At 60.0% G+C, this 17,899-nt stretch carries 23 protein-coding genes and 3 tRNA genes; 12 read left to right on the plus strand and 14 right to left on the minus strand.

Annotated elements, in window-relative coordinates:
• The first annotated feature begins 77 nt into the window (after positions 1 to 77).
• Positions 78 to 1,595: a nucleobase:cation symporter-2 family protein gene (locus tag BLQ55_RS20665; RefSeq protein WP_092197255.1), complete on the plus strand. Its 1,518-nt coding sequence runs from the start codon at positions 78 to 80 to the stop codon at positions 1,593 to 1,595.
• Positions 1,596 to 1,673: 78 nt separating this feature from the next.
• Here BLQ55_RS20665 and BLQ55_RS20670 read toward each other — a convergent pair whose 3' ends face one another.
• Complete coding sequence (locus BLQ55_RS20670) at positions 1,674 to 2,027, minus strand: hypothetical protein (RefSeq protein WP_092197252.1); 354 nt, start codon at positions 2,025 to 2,027, stop codon at positions 1,674 to 1,676.
• Between the two features lie 260 nt (positions 2,028 to 2,287).
• Between BLQ55_RS20670 and BLQ55_RS20675 the strand changes: the two genes are divergently transcribed.
• On the plus strand, positions 2,288 to 3,109 hold the full coding sequence (locus tag BLQ55_RS20675; protein WP_092256494.1) for a shikimate 5-dehydrogenase: 822 nt from the start codon (positions 2,288 to 2,290) through the stop codon (positions 3,107 to 3,109).
• Between the two features lie 6 nt (positions 3,110 to 3,115).
• On the opposite strand, the gene BLQ55_RS20680 is transcribed toward BLQ55_RS20675, so the two are convergent.
• Complete coding sequence (locus BLQ55_RS20680; RefSeq protein ID WP_053120815.1) at positions 3,116 to 3,763, minus strand: YceH family protein; 648 nt, start codon at positions 3,761 to 3,763, stop codon at positions 3,116 to 3,118.
• Positions 3,764 to 3,893: 130 nt separating this feature from the next.
• On the opposite strand from BLQ55_RS20680, the gene BLQ55_RS20685 reads away from it, so the two are divergent.
• On the plus strand, positions 3,894 to 4,403 hold the full coding sequence (locus BLQ55_RS20685; protein ID WP_092197249.1) for a DUF1993 domain-containing protein: 510 nt from the start codon (positions 3,894 to 3,896) through the stop codon (positions 4,401 to 4,403).
• Positions 4,404 to 4,603: 200 nt separating this feature from the next.
• Here the strand turns inward: BLQ55_RS20685 and sstT are convergent, their stop codons facing one another.
• On the minus strand, positions 4,604 to 5,836 hold the full coding sequence (gene sstT, locus BLQ55_RS20690) for a serine/threonine transporter SstT (protein ID WP_092256497.1): 1,233 nt from the start codon (positions 5,834 to 5,836) through the stop codon (positions 4,604 to 4,606).
• Between the two features lie 281 nt (positions 5,837 to 6,117).
• Between sstT and BLQ55_RS20695 the strand changes: the two genes are divergently transcribed.
• Positions 6,118 to 7,278: an MFS transporter gene (locus BLQ55_RS20695; RefSeq protein WP_092256500.1), complete on the plus strand. Its 1,161-nt coding sequence runs from the start codon at positions 6,118 to 6,120 to the stop codon at positions 7,276 to 7,278.
• Here the strand turns inward: BLQ55_RS20695 and nhaR are convergent.
• Entirely contained in the window at positions 7,275 to 8,171 is an 897-nt protein-coding gene (nhaR, locus tag BLQ55_RS20700) for a transcriptional activator NhaR (protein ID WP_063322135.1), read from the minus strand. The genes BLQ55_RS20695 and nhaR overlap by 4 nt on opposite strands.
• Before the next feature lie 139 nt (positions 8,172 to 8,310).
• Here nhaR and BLQ55_RS20705 point away from each other — a divergent pair, with 139 nt between their 5' ends.
• A complete protein-coding gene (locus BLQ55_RS20705) occupies positions 8,311 to 8,562 on the plus strand; it encodes a hypothetical protein (RefSeq protein ID WP_092197243.1) in 252 nt (83 codons plus the stop codon).
• Between the two features lie 26 nt (positions 8,563 to 8,588).
• The gene (locus BLQ55_RS20710; RefSeq protein WP_092256503.1) at positions 8,589 to 9,338 is read left to right on the plus strand and encodes a TerC family protein; all 750 of its coding nucleotides are present in this window, start codon (positions 8,589 to 8,591) and stop codon (positions 9,336 to 9,338) included.
• Between the two features lie 79 nt (positions 9,339 to 9,417).
• On the opposite strand, the gene BLQ55_RS32215 is transcribed toward BLQ55_RS20710, so the two are convergent.
• Positions 9,418 to 9,582, minus strand: coding sequence for a hypothetical protein (locus BLQ55_RS32215; protein WP_170847540.1), 165 nt, complete (start codon positions 9,580 to 9,582; stop codon positions 9,418 to 9,420).
• Positions 9,583 to 9,806: 224 nt separating this feature from the next.
• On the opposite strand from BLQ55_RS32215, the gene BLQ55_RS20715 reads away from it, so the two are divergent.
• Together BLQ55_RS20715 and BLQ55_RS20720 are read left to right on the plus strand one after the other, a co-directional pair.
• Positions 9,807 to 10,484 (plus strand): hypothetical protein, encoded by a 678-nt coding sequence (locus BLQ55_RS20715; protein ID WP_092256506.1) that lies wholly within the window; start codon positions 9,807 to 9,809, stop codon positions 10,482 to 10,484.
• A gap of 100 nt (positions 10,485 to 10,584) precedes the next feature.
• Positions 10,585 to 10,779 carry a DUF6021 family protein gene (locus BLQ55_RS20720; protein WP_092256509.1) on the plus strand — a complete coding sequence of 65 codons (195 nt, stop codon included), beginning with the start codon at positions 10,585 to 10,587 and terminating at the stop codon, positions 10,777 to 10,779.
• A 114-nt stretch (positions 10,780 to 10,893) separates the two neighbouring features.
• Here BLQ55_RS20720 and pbpG read toward each other — a convergent pair whose 3' ends face one another.
• Both pbpG and folD read right to left on the minus strand, forming a co-directional pair.
• Complete coding sequence (gene pbpG, locus BLQ55_RS20725; RefSeq protein ID WP_092197231.1) at positions 10,894 to 11,832, minus strand: D-alanyl-D-alanine endopeptidase; 939 nt, start codon at positions 11,830 to 11,832, stop codon at positions 10,894 to 10,896.
• Positions 11,833 to 12,163: 331 nt separating this feature from the next.
• Positions 12,164 to 13,018, minus strand: coding sequence for a bifunctional methylenetetrahydrofolate dehydrogenase/methenyltetrahydrofolate cyclohydrolase FolD (folD, locus tag BLQ55_RS20730; protein WP_003199858.1), 855 nt, complete (start codon positions 13,016 to 13,018; stop codon positions 12,164 to 12,166).
• A gap of 281 nt (positions 13,019 to 13,299) precedes the next feature.
• Between folD and BLQ55_RS20735 the strand changes: the two genes are divergently transcribed.
• The 3 genes from BLQ55_RS20735 to BLQ55_RS20745 all read left to right on the plus strand — a co-directional run bounded on the left by BLQ55_RS20735 (position 13,300) and on the right by BLQ55_RS20745 (position 13,636).
• A tRNA-Arg gene (locus BLQ55_RS20735) sits at positions 13,300 to 13,376 on the plus strand.
• A 41-nt stretch (positions 13,377 to 13,417) separates the two neighbouring features.
• Positions 13,418 to 13,493: transfer RNA gene (locus BLQ55_RS20740), tRNA-His, on the plus strand.
• Between the two features lie 58 nt (positions 13,494 to 13,551).
• Positions 13,552 to 13,636: transfer RNA gene (locus BLQ55_RS20745), tRNA-Leu, on the plus strand.
• Between the two features lie 9 nt (positions 13,637 to 13,645).
• On the opposite strand, the gene BLQ55_RS20750 is transcribed toward BLQ55_RS20745, so the two are convergent.
• From BLQ55_RS20750 to BLQ55_RS20775, 7 genes are all read right to left on the minus strand, one after another.
• Complete coding sequence (locus BLQ55_RS20750; protein WP_092256512.1) at positions 13,646 to 14,737, minus strand: tyrosine-type recombinase/integrase; 1,092 nt, start codon at positions 14,735 to 14,737, stop codon at positions 13,646 to 13,648.
• Positions 14,629 to 14,940, minus strand: coding sequence for a helix-turn-helix domain-containing protein (locus BLQ55_RS32950; RefSeq protein ID WP_092256515.1), 312 nt, complete (start codon positions 14,938 to 14,940; stop codon positions 14,629 to 14,631). The genes BLQ55_RS20750 and BLQ55_RS32950 overlap by 109 nt, the downstream gene beginning before the upstream one ends.
• 32 nt (positions 14,941 to 14,972) lie before the next feature.
• Positions 14,973 to 15,128 carry a hypothetical protein gene (locus BLQ55_RS32220; protein ID WP_176814231.1) on the minus strand — a complete coding sequence of 52 codons (156 nt, stop codon included), beginning with the start codon at positions 15,126 to 15,128 and terminating at the stop codon, positions 14,973 to 14,975.
• Between the two features lie 35 nt (positions 15,129 to 15,163).
• Positions 15,164 to 15,370, minus strand: a complete 207-nt coding sequence (locus BLQ55_RS20760) for a hypothetical protein (RefSeq protein WP_092256518.1) — start codon at positions 15,368 to 15,370, stop codon at positions 15,164 to 15,166.
• Positions 15,371 to 15,414: 44 nt separating this feature from the next.
• Positions 15,415 to 15,831 (minus strand): hypothetical protein, encoded by a 417-nt coding sequence (locus BLQ55_RS20765; RefSeq protein ID WP_092256523.1) that lies wholly within the window; start codon positions 15,829 to 15,831, stop codon positions 15,415 to 15,417.
• Positions 15,832 to 16,240: 409 nt separating this feature from the next.
• Positions 16,241 to 16,795 carry a hypothetical protein gene (locus BLQ55_RS32595; protein WP_256326626.1) on the minus strand — a complete coding sequence of 185 codons (555 nt, stop codon included), beginning with the start codon at positions 16,793 to 16,795 and terminating at the stop codon, positions 16,241 to 16,243.
• On the minus strand, positions 16,792 to 17,292 hold the full coding sequence (locus BLQ55_RS20775; protein WP_092256527.1) for a DUF4406 domain-containing protein: 501 nt from the start codon (positions 17,290 to 17,292) through the stop codon (positions 16,792 to 16,794). The genes BLQ55_RS32595 and BLQ55_RS20775 overlap by 4 nt, the downstream gene beginning before the upstream one ends.
• Positions 17,293 to 17,339: 47 nt before the next feature.
• On the opposite strand from BLQ55_RS20775, the gene BLQ55_RS20780 reads away from it, so the two are divergent.
• Positions 17,340 to 17,873 carry a hypothetical protein gene (locus BLQ55_RS20780; RefSeq protein ID WP_092256530.1) on the plus strand — a complete coding sequence of 178 codons (534 nt, stop codon included), beginning with the start codon at positions 17,340 to 17,342 and terminating at the stop codon, positions 17,871 to 17,873.
• Positions 17,874 to 17,899: the final 26 nt, after the last annotated feature.

Here is a 17,899-nt window from a genome sequence, read left to right on the forward strand (position 1 = left end):
GTATACAACTCTATGGACATTTGTCCTGAGTTTTGAATACAGTGTGCCCATAACAAAAAACAGGGAATCCCCGAACCATGAAAACGCCCCATGTTTCACTCCCACGGCCCGAGGACGAAAATCTCGGCGTCGGCGCGAATATGGCTTACGGCCTGCAACATGTGTTGACCATGTACGGTGGCATTGTCGCCGTACCGTTGATCATCGGCCAGGCGGCCGGGCTTTCGCCGGCGGACATCGGCCTGTTGATTGCTGCGTCATTGTTCGCAGGGGGCCTGGCCACGTTGCTGCAGACCCTCGGCCTGCCGTTTTTCGGCTGCCAGTTGCCTTTGGTGCAGGGCGTATCGTTTTCGGGTGTCGCGACCATGGTGGCGATTGTCGGCAGCGGGGGGGAAGGGGGCTTTCAAGCCATCCTCGGCGCGGTGATCGCAGCGTCGCTGATCGGTCTGCTGATCACCCCGGTGTTTTCACGCATCACCCGGTTCTTTCCGCCACTGGTCACTGGCATTGTGATCACCACCATCGGCCTGACCCTGATGCCGGTGGCGGCGCGTTGGGCGATGGGCGGCAACAGCCACGCCGCCGATTTTGGCAGCATGGCGAACATTGGCCTGGCCGCAGTGACCTTGGTCCTGGTGCTGCTGTTGAGCAAAATGGGCAGCGCGACCATCTCCCGGTTGTCGATTCTGTTGGCGATGGTCATGGGGACGGTCATCGCGGTGTTCCTCGGCATGGCGGACTTTTCATCGGTCAGCCAAGGCCCGATGTTCGGCTTCCCGACACCGTTCCATTTCGGCATGCCGACGTTCCATATCGCCGCGATCCTGTCGATGTGCATTGTGATCATGGTGACCCTGGTGGAAACCTCTGCCGACATCCTGGCGGTGGGCGAGATCATCGACACCAAAGTCGACTCCAGGCGCCTGGGTAATGGCTTGCGGGCGGACATGCTGTCGAGCATGATCGCGCCGATCTTCGGTTCCTTCACCCAGAGTGCCTTTGCCCAGAACGTCGGGCTGGTGGCCGTGACCGGAATCAAGAGCCGTTTCGTGGTGGCGACCGGTGGGGTGTTCCTGGTGGTGCTCGGCCTGTTGCCCTTCATGGGCAGGGTGATCGCCGCAGTGCCGACCTCGGTGCTGGGCGGTGCCGGTATCGTGCTGTTCGGCACGGTAGCTGCCAGCGGCATCCGAACGCTGTCGAAAGTCGATTACCGCAACAACGTCAACCTGATCATCGTCGCCACCTCCATCGGCTTCGGCATGATTCCTATTGCCGCGCCGAATTTCTACGACCATTTCCCGAGCTGGTTCGCGACCATCTTTCATTCGGGCATCAGTTCTTCGGCAATCATGGCGATCGTGCTGAACCTGGCGTTCAATCACTTCACCACGGGCAATTCCGACCAGCAGTCAGTCTTCGCCGCCGGTACCGAGCGGGTGCTGCGCTACCAGGACCTGGCGGCGCTACGCGAAGGCGACTATTTCAGTGACGGCAAGCTGCATGATTGTGATGGCAACGAGATTCCCGTGGTGGAACCTGTCCACGAGCCGGCGGAGCATGGGCCGATCCGGCTGAAAAGCAGCGAGCACGTCTGACAAATCCGGTTTAACCAGCAGACATGAAAAAGCCTGTGATCAATGATCACAGGCTTTTTTGTGCTGCCCGGGAGCCGCTTACCAGCGGCCGTAATGACCCCGGGGTGGGCCATAGTAGTAGCCCCGTGGTGGCCCGTAATACACCGGCGCCGGGCGATAGTAGATAGGCTGTTCTACGTACACCGGCTGCGGCTGGTAGTACACCGGCGGTGGTGGCTGCACATAGACCGGCTGCGGTTGGTAGTAGACCGGTTGTTGCTGCACATACACCGGCCGATCACGGTTGATGATGGCTGAGCCAACGATGGCCGAACCGACGATGGCACCAAAAACGGCGGGCCCCTCCCAACCACCACGACCGTGGGCGGATGCCTGGCCGGTGACCGCGAGTGCCCCCATGAGCAGGGCGATGATGGGAAGTCTACGATTCATGGCTGTTCCTCGTTTCGGCCCCGGCGCCTGTGGTCTGCAACAGACCCGATGAGGGTCGCGGGGATACTTGCTATGACAGCGATTTTCTCAGGATTTGCGACGCCGTTGGGTAAATATTGTGTAAGGTCTGTAGCGCTTTTCTTTACCGCGCCGCGTCATCCAGCGGCCTGAGATCGGGCCGGGCCTGGCGGTATCATCATCGAATAAACTTTTGGCGACGGTGCTTCCGTCTGTCCGAAAGTGAATGCAAGGAGACACGCATGCAGATCAATCCCAACAAAGACACCCAACTGTGCATGTCGCTCTCGGGACGTCCCGGAAACTTCGGCCTGCGCTTTCATAATCATTTGTATGAACAATTGGGGCTGAATTTCTACTACAAGGCGTTCAGCAGCCAGGACCTGCCTGGGGCGGTGGGCGGTATCCGCGCGCTGGGCATTCGCGGCTGCGGCGTGTCGATGCCGTTCAAGGAAGCCTGCATCGCCCTGGTGGACGAGTTGGATCCTTCCGCCGCCGCGATCCAGTCGATCAACACGATCGTCAACACCAACGGCCATCTGAAGGCCTACAACACGGACTACATCGCCATCGCCCAATTGCTGCAAAGCCATGCCGTGCCCCAGGATTCGACCTTTGCCCTGCGCGGCAGCGGTGGTATGGCCAAGGCTGTGGCCAGTGCCTTGCGCGATGGGGGCTACAGGAACGGGCTGATCGTTGCCCGCAATGAAGCCACCGGGCGAGCCCTGGCCGAGTCCCTGGGGTATGAATGGCAAGCGGAACTGGGCGCCCGGCGGCCGCAGATGCTGATCAACGTCACGCCGATCGGCATGACCGGTGGCCCGGAAGCCGATCAGTTGGCGTTTGAACCCGAGACCATCGCCGCGGCCGAGACCGTGTTCGATGTGGTGGCGATCCCGTCGGAAACGCCGCTGATCGTACGCGCCCGGGCCGAGGACAAACGGGTCATCACCGGGTTGGAAGTCATTGCGATCCAGGCCCTGGAGCAGTTCGTGCTGTACACCGGTGTGCGGCCCAATCTGGAGCAATTCGAAAAAGCCGTGGCCTTCGCCCGGTCAGCGTAGGCGCTGCTACTCCAGCCGCGCCAGGCGTTCTTCCAGTGCCGCGATCCGCGCTTCGAGCTCCTCGATGCGTTCCAGCGAGACACCGCCGCCGGCGCCACGCTCCACCGGGTGCTGGCGGGCGGCGAGAATCGCTTCGATGTCCGCCGGGTCGCCCATGGCGTGCACATAGCGGTCTTCGCGCTGGCCGGCCTGGCGTGGCACCAGCAACGCCAGGCCGCGGGCGATCAGACGTTCGAGCTGGTGCACCACTTGTTCGGCGTCTTCGAAGTCGTGCATCCGTCCGCTGCGGGTCAACAGCTCATTGACCGTTTGCGGGCCACGCAGGAACAGCAGGCCCATCAGGACCACTTGGGCCGGTACCAGCTCCAGGGCTTTGTCGACCCGATGCTCCCAGCGGTCGGCGCGGCTGCCCATCACCAGCTTGGTGAAACCGCGACCTTCCAGCGCCCGCAGGCTCTGGCCGACCTGGCCCGGGTTGAGGTTCATCACCGGTTCGCGGCTGGTTTTCTGGTTGCAGGCCAGTACCAGGGCGTTGAGGGTCAGCGGGTAGGTCTCGGGGTTGGTGGCCTGTTTCTCGACCAGCGCGCCGAGGATGCGGATTTCCGTGCTATTGAGCCGTGGTTCTTCAGCCTGCTGTTGTTCTTCGATGCTCATCGCGCGTTCCCTATGCTGTGGAAGCCGCCTAGCCTAATCCTTGCGCAATAAAAGACAAGCCGTGCAACAAGGCGTGGCTATAATCGCAGCCGTTTGATCCATTCTTTCCTGCCACCTGCATGAGATTGCCATGACTATTTCCCTGTACGCCGCTTCCGTCCCGGTTTTCAAGCAGATGCTCAACGCGTTGAGCGATGTTCTGAACAAGGCCGAAGCCCACGCCACCGCGAAGAACATCGACCCGAACGCTTTCCTGCAAGCCCGCCTGTACCCGGACATGTTCCCGCTGGTGCGCCAAGTGCAGATCGCGGTGGACTTCGCCAAGGGTGTGTCCGCCCGCCTGGCCGAGGTCGAGGTGCCGAAGTATGAGGACAGCGAGACCACTTTCGCCGAGCTGCAAGCCCTGATCGCCAAGGTCCTGGCCTTTATCGACGGCATCAGCCCTGCGCAGATCGATGGCAAGGAAAGCATCGAAATCGTTACCCGCCCGGGCACGCCGAAGGAGAAGCGCTTCAGCGGCCAGAATTATCTGCTGACCTACGGCCTGCCGCAGTTCTTCTTCCACGTCACCACCACTTATGCGTTGCTGCGCCACAATGGCGTGGAAGTGGGCAAGCGCGACTACATGGGCGCGTTCTAACCCCGCAGGCATGAAAAAGCCCGGGACGGTGTGGGCCGTTCCCGGGCTTTTTTGTGGCTGTCTGTTACATCCTCGGCGCCACTATCGCGAGCAAGCTCGCTCCCACAAGGAATGTGTGGCGTAGCGGCTATTGCATCAGCGCCGCTGCCCCTGTGGGAGCGAGCTTGCTCGCGATGACAAGCGCACAGCCACGGCAATTGTCACGCCGTACGCGCGAGCTTCTCTTCCTCACCCAGGCACGCCGCCGCCGTGAACAGGACGTCCGTCGACGAGTTCAACGCCGTCTCAGCCGAGTCCTGCAGGACACCGATGATGAAGCCCACCGCGACCACTTGCATGGCGATCTCACTGGGAATGCCGAACAGGCTGCACGCCAGGGGAATCAGCAACAGCGAACCGCCGGCGACCCCGGATGCGCCGCACGCGCAAATGGCGGCGACAACGCTCAGCAGCACGGCGGTTGGCACGTCCACCGCAATACCCAGGGTGTGCACGGCCGCCAGGGTCAGTACGGTGATGGTGATGGCGGCGCCGGCCATGTTGATGGTCGCGCCCAGGGGGATCGATACCGAGTAGGTGTCTTGGTGCAGGCCCAGGCGTTTGCTCAGTTCCAGGTTCACCGGAATATTCGCTGCCGAGCTGCGCGTGAAAAACGCTGTGATACCACTTTCGCGCAGGCAGGTGAACACCAGTGGGTAAGGGTTGCGACGCAGTTTCCAGAACACGATGAGCGGATTGATCACCAACGCCACGAACAGCATGCAACCGATCAACACCGTGAGCAGGTGCAAGTAGCCGAGCAGGGCGCCGAAGCCGGATGTGGCCAGGGTCGAGGCCACCAGCCCGAAGATCCCCAGCGGGGCGAAGCGGATGACCAGGCGCACGATCACGGTCACGCCGTTGGACAGGTCTTCGAGCACGGTACGCGTGGTCTGGCCCGCATGGCGAATGGCGATGCCCATGCCGATGGCCCAGGCCAGGATGCCGATGAAGTTACCGTCCATCAGCGCCCGGACCGGGTTATCCACCACGCTCAGCAGCAGGCTTTGCAGCACCTCGCTGATGCCACCGGGCGCCGTGACCGCGACGTCTTGGGTCGACAGCACCAGGCTGGACGGAAACAGGGTACTGGCAAACACGGCGACCACCGCTGCGGCGAAGGTGCCCAGCAGGTAGAGGAACAGGATGGGGCGGATATGGGTTTCCTGGCCGTGTTTGTGGTTGGCGATGGACGCCATGACCAGCACGAACACCAGTATCGGCGCCACGGCCTTGAGCGCGGACACGAAGACTTTGCCGATGAATGCGGTGGATTTCGCCAGGTCGGGCGCCAGCCATGCCAGGACAATACCGGCGATCAGGCCAATGATGATTTGCGCCACCAGGCTGGTGCGTTTGAGGCGTTGCAAAGGGGTAGCGGACGAAGCTGTCATAGCGGCATCTCTGATTTTATTGTGTTCAACGGTCGACGAATCAGGGCAACAAGCGGGCAGGCCACATGAGCGGACCGAGAGAAAGTACGGCATTTGCAGGCCGCGGACTTTATCACAGCCGATGAAAAATCTGACGGACCTGTGGCAGTCCGTCACCCTTATCCGGGCCATGCCAAGCGTTTGTATGAAGCGCGCATTCTGTTAGGCTTTGCCGCTCTCACTTTCTTTCCGCCAGCGGGCCCTCGGGCTAACGCTGGTGTCGTCGTTTGCTGGAGTTCTGCATGCTTTTACCCATTTTCCTGTTGTCGGCCGCCGGTTTTACCGTGCTGACCACGGAATTCGTCATCGTTGGCCTGTTACCGTCCATTGCCCGCGACCTGCACGTCACCATTCCCCAGGCGGGGCTGCTGGTGACATTGTTCGCGTTTACGGTGGCGGCGTTCGGGCCATTCCTGACGGCCTGGTTCGCTCGCTTCGAGCGGCGCAAGCTGTTTATCAGCGTGCTGGTGATGTTCGGCCTGGCCAACCTGCTGGCCACCTTCGCCCCCAACATCTGGGTGATGGCCATTGCCCGGTTGATCCCGGCCCTGGGCCTGCCGGTGTTCTGGGCGCTGGCCAGTGAAACGGCGGTGGACATTGTCGGGCCGCAGCTGGCCGGGCGGGCCATCGCCCGGATCGGTTTCGGCATCGTCTGCGCCACAGTGTTCGGCATTCCAGTGGGCACGTTGATTGCCGATGCGTTTGGCTGGCGCAGCGCGTTTGCGATCCTGGCGGTCATTGCCTTCGCCAAGGCCTTGTTGCTGTTTATCTATTTGCCGAAAACCAATTTGCACCAGCAGCAGGTGAGCTTTCGCTCCCAATTGAAGATCCTGCGCAGCCCACTGATGCAGGGGCACGTGCTGTTGTCGATCCTGGTGTTCAGCGGCATGTTCACCGCCTACACCTATCTGGCGGATATCCTCGAGCGCCTCGCCGGATTCGATGGCACCCTGGTGGGCTGGTGCCTGATGGGCTTTGGTGCAGTCGGGCTGTTGGGCAATTCCCTGGGCGGTCGTGCGGTGGACCGGCATCCGTTGATTGCGTCGATGGTGTTCTGCCTGTTCCTGATCGGCGGCATGGTGGCGTTGGTGCCGAGCATTCATTCGCCCCTCGCGCTGGCGGCGGCGATGGGCATCTGGGGCGTGACCCAGGCCGCGTTGTTCCTGGTCAGCCATGTGCGGCTGATGAAGGCGGCCCCGCAGGCCCCGGCGTTTGCCGCCTCGTTGAACATTGCCGGGGCCAACCTGGGGATTGGCCTGGGGGCGATGGTTGGTGGCCGAGTCATCGATAACCTGGGCCTGGGCAGTGTCGGCTTCGCGGCGGCCGGGTTCATCTTTGTATCGATTCTGCTGGCGTTGCTGCTGATGACCGTCAAGCCCCGCGCGGCTTGCATGGATGGCTAAGCGCTGAACAACTCGCGACGCGCACCTTCGGCAATCGCGACGATGCCGGGGTGGCTGACCTTGCGTTCCACGGAAATGGCGTAGAAGGATTCACTTACCGCATCGGTCTGGCCGATCACTTCTACGCCGTACTGGCGCTTGACCTCTTCGGCGATCACGCTCGGGCCGATGAAAATCCCGCTGCCGGATTGACCGAAGGCCTGCATCAGCGCGCTGTCGTCGAATTCACCGACGATGCGCGGCTGGATCTGTTGTTCGGCGAACCAGCGTTGCAAGCGGCTGCGCACCACGGTTTCCGGCCCGGGAATCAGCAGCGGAGCGTCATGCAGGCCATGGGGGAAATCCTGCCCGTAGCGTTCGGCCAGCGCGGCGGTGGCGAAAAAACTGATCCCGCATTCCCCCAGTTTCTGGCTGTAACCCTTGATGTCCAGGTGAGTCGGCATCGGACTGTCGGAAATCACCAGGTCCAGACGCTGGATCGCCAGGTCCGCCAGTAGCCGTTCGAGCTTGTCCTCGCGGCAGGTGATGCGCAGCGGCTCGCTCAACTCCATGGTCGGCGCCAGCAGTCGATAGACGATGGATTTGGGCACCACATCCGCCACCCCGACCCGGAACAGGGTTTGCTGTTCATTGGGCTGGGCTCGCAGCATCAGTTCCAACTCACCGCCCAACTGGAACATGTGTTCGGCGTAGGGGAGCGTCTGACGGCCGGCTTCGGTCAGTTCCAACTGCCGCCCGACACGACGAAACAGTTTGATGTTATAGGTCTGCTCGAACAGGGAAATCTGACCGCTGATGGTCTGTGGCGTCAGGTTCAACTGCTCGCACGCGCGCACGATGCTGCCGGTTTTCGCCACCACCCAGAAGTAATGCAGTTGTCGATAATTGAGCATGGGATCACATTGATTCGTAAAAACCGAAGTATAACCGCTGAAAATACGAATTTTCCTGAAGTATTCGCGTCTCTAGAATGCCTCGCCATGGGTGGGTCACTTTCGTGCTCCTTTCATTCTCCCAAGAGGCATTGATTCCATGACATACAAATCCCTGGGGCTGGCAGCCCTGTTGGTGATGTCCGTAACGACACTGGCGGGTTGTGAACAGGCTGAAAAAAGTGCCCAGCAACTGATGGGACAGGCAGCGGAAACCGCCAAGCAGGCCATCGACGACACCCACAAGGCCGCCGAACAGGCGATCAGCGAAGCCACCGGTGGCTTGATCAGCCCGAAGAAAGCGCCGGCGGACGAAGCTGACGAAACACAAACCCCTACCAAAACCATCTAACGCGTCACATCAGTCAGGACTGACCCATGGATTATCTTTTACAGCTCGCCGCCAGCCCCACCGCGTGGATTGCCCTGGCGACTCTGGTCGTGATGGAAATCGTGCTAGGCATCGATAACCTGATCTTCATTTCGATTCTGACCAACAAGCTGCCCGTACAGCATCGTGCCAAGGCACGGCGGATTGGTATCGGCATGGCGCTGATCCTGCGCCTGGGCTTGTTGAGCACCATTGCCTTCATTGTGCAGTTGACCGAACCGGTCATCGAAATCCTGGGCCAGGCGTTCTCCTGGAAAGACATGATCCTGATCGCCGGTGGCCTGTTCCTGCTGTGGAAAGCGACCACTGAAATCCACCACAGCATGGACCCGGCGCCAAATGATCCCAAGTCGCAGACGTCCGGCGTGACCCTGGGCTTTGCCGCGGCCATCGGTCAGATCCTGATGTTGGACCTGGTGTTCTCCATCGACAGCATCATCACCGCCGTGGGCATGACCGAGCATCTGCCGATCATGATCATCGCTGTCGTTGTATCGGTGCTGGTGATGCTGTTGGCGGCTGAGCCGCTCGCCAAGTTCATCAATGACAACCCGACCGTGGTCATGCTGGCCCTGGGCTTCCTGATCATGATCGGCATGACGCTGATCGCCGAAGGCTTCGGTGCCCATGTACCGAAAGGCTATATCTATGCGGCCATGGCGTTCTCGGCGGCGATCGAGGTGTTGAATATGTTGTCCCGTCGGGCCAAGGAAAAGGCACTGACCAACAACGCCTGATTCCAGGCAGGCAGAAGCCACCCGGGGCCAGGCCCGGGTGGCTTTTTTATTTGAGCGCTATGGGTTTGAACGTGAAAGGTCAGTGTGCGGCGGCGTGGCGCCGGGCAGGTCTGGCAGATTTTTCCGATGGCGCAGGTGGCGCATGATGATGGCGCCGAGCGATTCGAAGCACTCCCCACAGCATGGCCGTGGCTACGCTCAGCCAGCCGAATATCAGCATCAGGATTGTCGTCGTCAGGCTCATTTGTGCCTCCTTCTATCCCCGGTTCGGGATATCGTACCCAGTACAATGGACAGTCTAGTCGCTCAAGTGTTGCAGCTAATCGATCCATGGCGCTGGGGTTCGGATCGGTTCGTTCTATTGCCGCTGTAAAACGATGCTTATGGCTATACCCAGGGCTGTGCGCACCTTATGATCGTCGACCCAAGCCCGGCCCGGATGCCGGGTGCCTGAACAAGAGAGTCCTCATGTCGCCGGTCATTCCATCGTTTCGATCACTGGTACTGGCGGTGTCCTGCCTCGTCGCCCTGGCGGGTTGCGCGGGCAGCGTATCGCCGCAAATCCAGCGCCTGCCCGAGCGGGTGGAGCTCAATAGCGTGCCGTTCTACCGTGGCGAAATGTACCAGGGGGCTCCGCAGTCCCTGGCCGCCTTGCTGACGTTGCAAGGCACTGTCATCACCCCGGGGCTGCTGGAAAAACCATTGCACCTGCCCGGTGGCGAAGCCGGTTTGCAGCAGAATATGCCCACCCTGGCGCGGGAGTACGGGTTGCTGGTGTATCCCCTGGACGCCAAGCTGTCTGCGCTGTTGGAGCAGGTCGCGGCGGGCTATCCGGTGCTGGTGCGCTATATCGACGGTTCGGCGTTCTGGGCCGCGCCTCGGTATGGGATTCTCGCCGGCTACAATCGCCAGAAGCAGACGGTGTTGCTGCGTGCAGGCATGAACCGGCGGCAGTTGATGAGCTTCAGTGCCTTCGAATCGGCCTTCCAGAGCGCGGGCAGCTGGGCGGTGCTGCTCCAGCGACCCACGCAGCTTCCCGCCAATGTCGATGCGCAGCGTTGGCTGAAAGCGGCGGCTGATCTGGGTGGGGCAGGGCAGGAGCAAGCCGCAGCGCGGGCCACCAAGGCCCTGGGCGCTGCGCATTGATCGATTGCCCCGTTCGTCACTTGCCGGGCACAACCCGGCAGGCCTGAGGCTCCTATCGTCAGGGTTGGGCATTTTCCGACCGTGATTGGAGGAGGCACGCATGGCACAGTCGAAAACACCTACGGGGCCACATTCATCAGAGCATTCCAGCGCTGATGACCTGGGATTCGATCCGGACTCGCCGGACCTTGAAGATCCTCAGGTCGACCCGGTAGGGCCGGCCAAGGCGCCCCTGGACAAGGAGGATGAGCGCAAGCCCAAGCCCTATGATCCGCTGGGTGACTTGAAGCCATAAATAACCTGTGGGAGCAAAGCTTGCTCGCGATGGTGGCAGACCAGTCAGCGGCATTGTCGACTGGCTTATCCCTATCGCGAGCAGGCTTTGCTCCCACAGTTTTGTGCCGTTGGGTTATTTGGAGGCTTCCACCACGCCACTCTGGCGGCTCTTGAGATTCTTGGCGGCCTTGTATTGCAGGGCCACGGCGGGCACGGCGGCGCTTTTTCCGGTTTCCACCCAGCTACGAATCCGGCTGGCATCGGCGAAGTGCGTGTATTTGCCAAAGGCGTCGAGGATCACCAGCGCCATCGGGCGATTGCCCATTTTCGTCACCAGCACCAGGCAGTGACCGGCCTGGTTGGTGAAGCCGGTCTTGGTCAACTGGATATCCCAGTTGGCCTTGTGGACCAGGTGGTCGGTGTTGCGAAATCCCAGGCTGTACACAGGCTTGCGGAAGGTAACGGTTTTTTCCTTGGTCGTACTCAGTTCGCTCAGCAGTGGGTACTTGCGAGCGGCGATCAACAGCTTGGTCAGGTCCCGGGCGGTGGAGACGTTGTTGATCGACAGGCCTGTGGGTTCGACGTAATGGGTGCTGGTCATGCCCAGTGCCTTGGCCTTGGCGTTCATGGCGGCAATGAATGCCGCATAGCCGCCCGGATAGTGGTGGGCGAGGCTGGCGGCGGCGCGGTTTTCCGAAGACATCAGGGCGATCAGCAGTACGTCCCGGCGCGACAGTTCGCTGTTGAGCTTGACCCGGGAAAACACGCCCTTCATCTCTGGAGTGTTGGCAATAGTGATGGAAATGTATTCATCCAGGTTCTGTTTGGCGTCCAGCACAATCAGGCCGGTCATCAACTTGGTCACCGACGCGATGGGCACCACCACGTCCGGGTTGCTCGAATAGACGACTTTATCCGTCTGCAGGTCCAACAGCATCGCGCTGCCCGAGGCCACTTGCAGCTTGGCTGAATCCCGAGGGGCCGCGGTGGTTTCCTGTGCAACGGCATTGTGCGTGATGAAGGGGCCTGTGAAAGCGATGAACAGGCTGATGATCGAAAGACGGATTTTCACGCGAGTAGACTCGATGGAGTTGAAGGTGCCGTTGAGCAACGACTTTTAAAGAAAACGTCGCATTTTAGGAGTATGGGCGATAGCAGCGCTATATGCCTGTAACGCCAAGGCTTGTGAATAAATAAAGTTTAATGAAGGGCGATTCTGGCGAATCGAATCTGAAAATTTTGTAGTTTGCGCGACCGACATACCTGGCGGCTGAGTCCGGGCCCGGAAACGCCTGTGGGAGCGAGCTGGCTCGCGGTGGCAGTGTGTCAGTCAACTTGGATGTTGGCCGGTCCACCGCCATCGCGAGCAAGCTCGCTCCCACAGGTCTTTGTTGGCGCGTCGATCAGCTATGCAGGGTCTCGGCCGCGTACAACGTGTTTTCCAGCAGGCAGGCACGGGTCATCGGGCCTACGCCGCCGGGTACCGGGGTGATCCAGCCAGCACGGGGCAGGGCGGTCTCGTAGACCACGTCGCCCACCAGCTTGCCGTCTTCCTGGCGATTGATGCCCACGTCGATGACGATGGCGCCTTCCTTGATCCACTCGCCCTTCACCAGCCCGGGTTTGCCGGCGGCCACCACCACCAGGTCGGCACGGCCGACATGGCCGGCCAGGTCCTTGGTGAAGCGATGGGTCACGGTCACGGTGCAGCCGGCCAGCAGCAACTCCATGGCCATCGGACGGCCGACGATGTTGGACGCCCCCACCACCACGGCATCGAGGCCATACAGGTCCACGCCAGTGCTTTCCAGCAGGGTCATGATGCCTTTGGGGGTGCAGGGACGAAGCAGTGGGATGCGTTGGGCCAGGCGGCCGACATTATAAGGATGGAAACCGTCGACATCTTTGTCCGGGCGGATACGCTCCAGCAGTTTGGAGGCGTCGAGGTGTTCAGGCAGCGGCAACTGGAGCAGAACACCGTCGATGTTCGGGTCGTCGTTCAGGCGGTCGATCAGATCGGCCAACGCTTGCTGGGTGGTTTCGGAAGGCAGGTCGTAGGCCTGGGAAAGGAAGCCGACCTCTTCACAGTCTTTACGCTTGTGCGAGACATAAACCTGAGAGGCAGGATCGCTGCCGACCAGGATCACCGCAAGGCCGGGCGTGCGCAGACCTTGCTGGCGGCGCTCGGTGACTCGTTGGGCGATCTGCTGGCGCAGGCTGGCGGCGATCGATTTGCCGTCGATAAGTTGTGCAGTCATTGCGCGTGGTTAACCATCGAGAGGGGAAAAAAAGAGAACGCATTCTCGCATGCCGGGGCGTGAGGGCAAAGGCGCTTGGTCTGCAAATTCCCCTAACCCCTTTAATTAAATGAATTTTTTTTAAAAAAGAGTTGACGACCTATCAGGCCGTCTATAACATTCGTCGCACTTGTCGGGCACAGCCTAGCACTGGTTAAGAAGGTGGAGCGGAGTTGGTTGTTTCAACTCGGCAAAACTGAAAGCACTTAGTTTGTAATCGTCCAAGAATACAGATTAAAAAGGCGCCCGTAGCTCAGCTGGATAGAGCATCCGCCTTCTAAGCGGATGGTCGCAGGTTCGAGTCCTGCCGGGTGCGCCAATTAGGCAGCTTTGGCACAAGTAAGGCAACAAGGCAATATGGTGGGCGTAGCTCAGTTGGTAGAGCACGGGATTGTGACTCCCGTTGTCGTGGGTTCGATCCCCATCGTCCACCCCATATTCTAGAAAGGCGCCAGATCTAACAATCTGGCGCCTTTGCTTTAAAAGCTTGATACGCGGATGTGGTGGAATTGGTAGACACACTGGATTTAGGTTCCAGCGCCGCAAGGTGTGAGAGTTCGAGTCTCTCCGTCCGCACCACCTTATAAATCAAGGTTTTACCAGCCTTAGATACCCCTCCTGTAGCACCGCTGGATTCTCGCTGTAGCGAGATTGTGACAAGCCCATATCGAGAACACTGACGGCATTTCGTACCCTGGCCGGTGCAAGATGCGCGTACTTCTCGGTCATCTGGATTGTCGAATGTCCCAGCAAATCACGAATCTCAATGAGCGGCACTCCGGCGGACACCAGCCATGCTGCACACGTATGACGCAAGTCATGAATCGTGAAATCTGTTATTCCTGCCTTTATACAAGCGTTATCGAAACCCGTTGAAGGATCGGCAACTCTTGCTCCGTTTTTCCTCGTAAATACCCATGGCGTTGTCGGGCAATATTCCGCCCGAACAGCCATCCTTCCTTTAAGTGCAGCCAAAGCCCCTTCATTCAGCGGAATACTTCTCCGCTTGGCAGCTTTGGTGTGCTCCCCGTCCAGATAGATCAGCCGGTTGGCAAAATCGACCCGGCGCCATTCAAGCCCCAGCATTTCCTCTTTCCGGCACCCGGTGTTCACGGCCAGCCGGATAAAGTCCTCGAGCATGTCGCCGAAGCGCTGCTTTCTCACAATCCGACACAGGCCATCGACCTCTGCCCGGGTGATCCAGCGGACCCGGCCTTCTGGCTCTTTCAGCTTTCGGCCCTTGACCGGGTTCGGCAGTTTCCATTCCAGTTCAGTCACACACCAGTTGATGGCGGCGGACAATGCTGCCAGCTCGCGGTTGATGGTGGCCGACGACTTGCCGGCCTTGGTCCTGGCCGCTGAGTACTCCCGCACGTCCTTGCCCGAAAGCTCGTTCATCATCATCCCGGCGAAGTGCCGCTGCAGCGATTTGACCCTGAACTGAGTGGTCGCGAAGCTCTTCTGCGACGATGCTGCATTACCCAGGTACTCGACCATGACCTCTTCGAATGTCCTGGGCGGATCAACACCCAGCTCCTTTTGCCGCCAGGCCGCGCCGCGGTGCTCCTGCTCTAAGGCCTTGGCTGCTGCGTAGTCCTCGGTGCCAGCAGAGCGTCTAACGTACGTGCCATCTGCTGCGGTGAAACTGATCCACCAAGTTTTACCTCTTTTATAGGGCATACCTTCTCCTCGGGTACGCCGCCCGCGACCGGGAGGGTATCAGGGATACCAGCCTCGATCATCTGGACGAGCTTTTCGTAATGAACGCGCAGCGGGCCGAAGCCGCGAACGCATGGGATTTTCCCGGCCTTTGCCAGGGCGTAAGCCGTCGTGCGGCCGATGCTCAACATTTCGGCCGCCTGGGTTATGGAAATCAGGCGCATTGATGCTCCGCGCCGCGCTCGGCGGCAGACGTTTAATGGATGGTCACGCTGTCCTGCCCCACGGCAACCTGGCGTGCCTGTTGCTCGGTGCGGAAGGACATGTGCTGCTTGATTCCGCCGCAGTCGGCGATGACCCACCAGAACCCGCAAAAGCGGTGTGGGCCTTTGATGATCTTGGTGATGGTCACGATTCGCTCCGTGCCGCTCCTGGCGGCTGAATGATTTACGCGGGCCGCGCTTTCTGGATGATGTAAATGACGATGCAGCCGGTGGTAGCGATCCAGACCAGCGAGCCGAAGCCGGCGATGATCAGCGCTGCGTCCGTGCCGAGCTCGAGCATTCCCGGGACGGCGTAGGCGAACCAGAGGAGACTGACCAGCAGGTACAGCAGCGCGCCGATCAGGACTTCGAACAGTTTTTTTGCAGACATGGGTGTGCTCCATGCCGCGCGTGGCGGCAGAAGGTGATTTTGGGTTAGGCCAGGTCCGCCAGCGAGAAGACGATGCCCCGGCAGTACTTGTCGCCGTCTTCCAGCACTTCGAACGTGGCGTGAGGGATATCGGTTTGGTATGTCCAGGAGTAGCCATCCTCTTTGCACCACAGCGCCTCGATGGCCTTCGCCTTGGCCTTGCGCTGGAAGTACTGCTGCAGCTCGTCGTCATCGTCGATGCTGTCCCGGTCGGGCAGTACGCCTTGGGCATCCACCAGCGCTGTGCCGCCGTCGTAGCAGCCGATCTCTTCATAGGCTGCGCCTTCGAACTCCATCAGGTCGTCGCTGGCGCCGTAGACGATGACCAGGCCCGATTCCTTGGCGATCTGGATCAGGTCCTTGTGGATGCGGCAGGGGTAGGCGATTCCGCTTAAGCGGTCCGCGAGGTCTTGTTTATTCATGGCATAGCTCCGCCCGCCGTTCACCGGCAGGCTGTAGGGGGATGGGGGTTAGGGGTTCTTGCGTTCTGGCGGGGAGGGCGGGAAGCCGAAGTAATGCCGCCGCTTGCCGGTGTAGCCGCATTCGCTGCATCCCGCTGAAGGTCCGCAGCTACAGCCACCTTCACAACCGCAACTGCAACCAGAGCAATCGAGAGTGCACCAGCTGTCTTGCTCGACCTCTCCTTCCTGGTTGATCGAATAGTTGACGCGGCGATCCAGGCGGAAGCCGGTAATTTTCTCGGCCTCCTCATAGGTGGCCGGAACCCAGCGGCAACCGAACCGTGCCGCCGGGTCATCTACGAATCGAGTCACCTTCCTCATGGCTTGGGCCCCCGATACACCAGCCAGGCCATGTAGAGCAGGGGGAGCATCATGGTTTCACCGTTTCGTCGGGATCGAATCCGAACCGCCGGCACAGCGCATGCGCGACACCGGATCCGCAGCAGAAAGCGTCCTTCATCGCCACCCAGCGCAGCGTGCCGCGCCTGCTTGTGCCAGTCACCATTCGAACGGCCGTACGTAGAAGTTCGTGCTCGCTGAACTCGCAGCCCGAGAGGGTGATCATGCGGCTTTCGGCCTGCTGCGCGGTCAGCTCATCAATACGCTGATCCGCTGCGTTCAGGCGCTGCTGCAGGGCGTCACGTTCGCGCACCGCCAGGGCATGCTTGCCGCGCCAGTGCTGGACGGCTTCCAGTTCCTCTGCTGCTGTGACTGGTGGTTGCCCGGTCATGCGCCGCTCGATCATCTGCCAGTACGACTCGTACTCAGGCCAGTCACTTTCGATGACCAGGCATTCGCGTCGCGGGAGGTGGGACAGCAGCGAGAACATCGGTTCTACCAAGCTACTGCGGTAAGACACGGGCACTTTTTTCAGGTCGCTGCGCTTGATGACGATGTAGCGGTCTTCGCGTTTGAACTCGCTCATACAGCCTCCTTCGATACCAGGTCATGGGCATTCACAACCCGCATGCCGAGGTGCTCCGCAATCATCACTTCGAGGCGGGCGCCCTGTGACAAGTCCCAGCCAGGCAGCAACGCGATCATCCCGCACAGACCCAGACGGGTCAGGTCGTAGGCCATGTAGTCCGCCCAGTCCGCACCGTCTACGACGCCATGCTCTGCTGGGTTCTCCACGACGTAACCCCGGGCGCGCAGCTCGGCGGCCATCTTGTTGAAGGCGGGGAAGTTGAAGTCTTCGAAGCCGGTCATTGGACCAGCCAGGTACAGGTGGTTGGCGCGTGTGTTCGCCAGCGTGACGCTGCCCTTGGCAAGCAGCGTGCCGCGCTCCAGGCCCATGGCGTAGGCCTTGTCCTGAAAAACAATCAGGTCGTCGGAAAATCTTTCAATTTTGCCGACGTACTGCTGATGCAGGTTCTCGATCGCGTGACGGTCGTCCGGATGATTGCGGTTTTCTGTGGGCATGGGAATGCCTCCTCGATACAATTTCCTCTCCAGTTGGGGAGAAGAATATGGATAGGAATGAGCACTTAGGCTGGCTGTTGAACGATTTGATTTACGATTTAGTATCGCCGTCGAAAGTACTACGCGATTACTTGACGAAGTCTAATGTCAGCCCAGACAGTGATTTATTTCTAGCGATAGCTCGAATGACAAAAAGCTCAGCCATTCTTGCGCTTACTAAGCTGCACGATGTTCTGAAAGACTACGGAAGTGAGATCCGAGCTTATCCCGATGACATAAAGCAACAGGTGAAGATGTTTCGTAAGTTCGCGAATGAGAAACAACTTGTGCGGTTGCGAAACAAATTCATCGCTCACAATTTCGACGACTTTGAATCCTCTTCATACGCCGAGGGGGAGAAACTCATGGACGCCTTGTTCGGCCGGACTCTGGCTCAACACCTGGTCTTCTTTGAGTGGATTCATCCGGAGCATCCCGAGCCCACATTCGAAAAGTATCATTTGTCCTACCTCGTGACGAGGATGCGAGATCATGCAAAGACGATGGTGAAAATGAGCCCCCGGATACCTCCTACCGGCTAAGCCTATGCCGGGGCATGCCCGGGCGG

It is taken from the genome of Pseudomonas sp. NFACC13-1, assembly GCF_900104425.1.
In the GTDB taxonomy this organism is placed as follows: Bacteria; Pseudomonadota; Gammaproteobacteria; order Pseudomonadales; family Pseudomonadaceae; genus Aquipseudomonas; species Aquipseudomonas fluorescens_AA.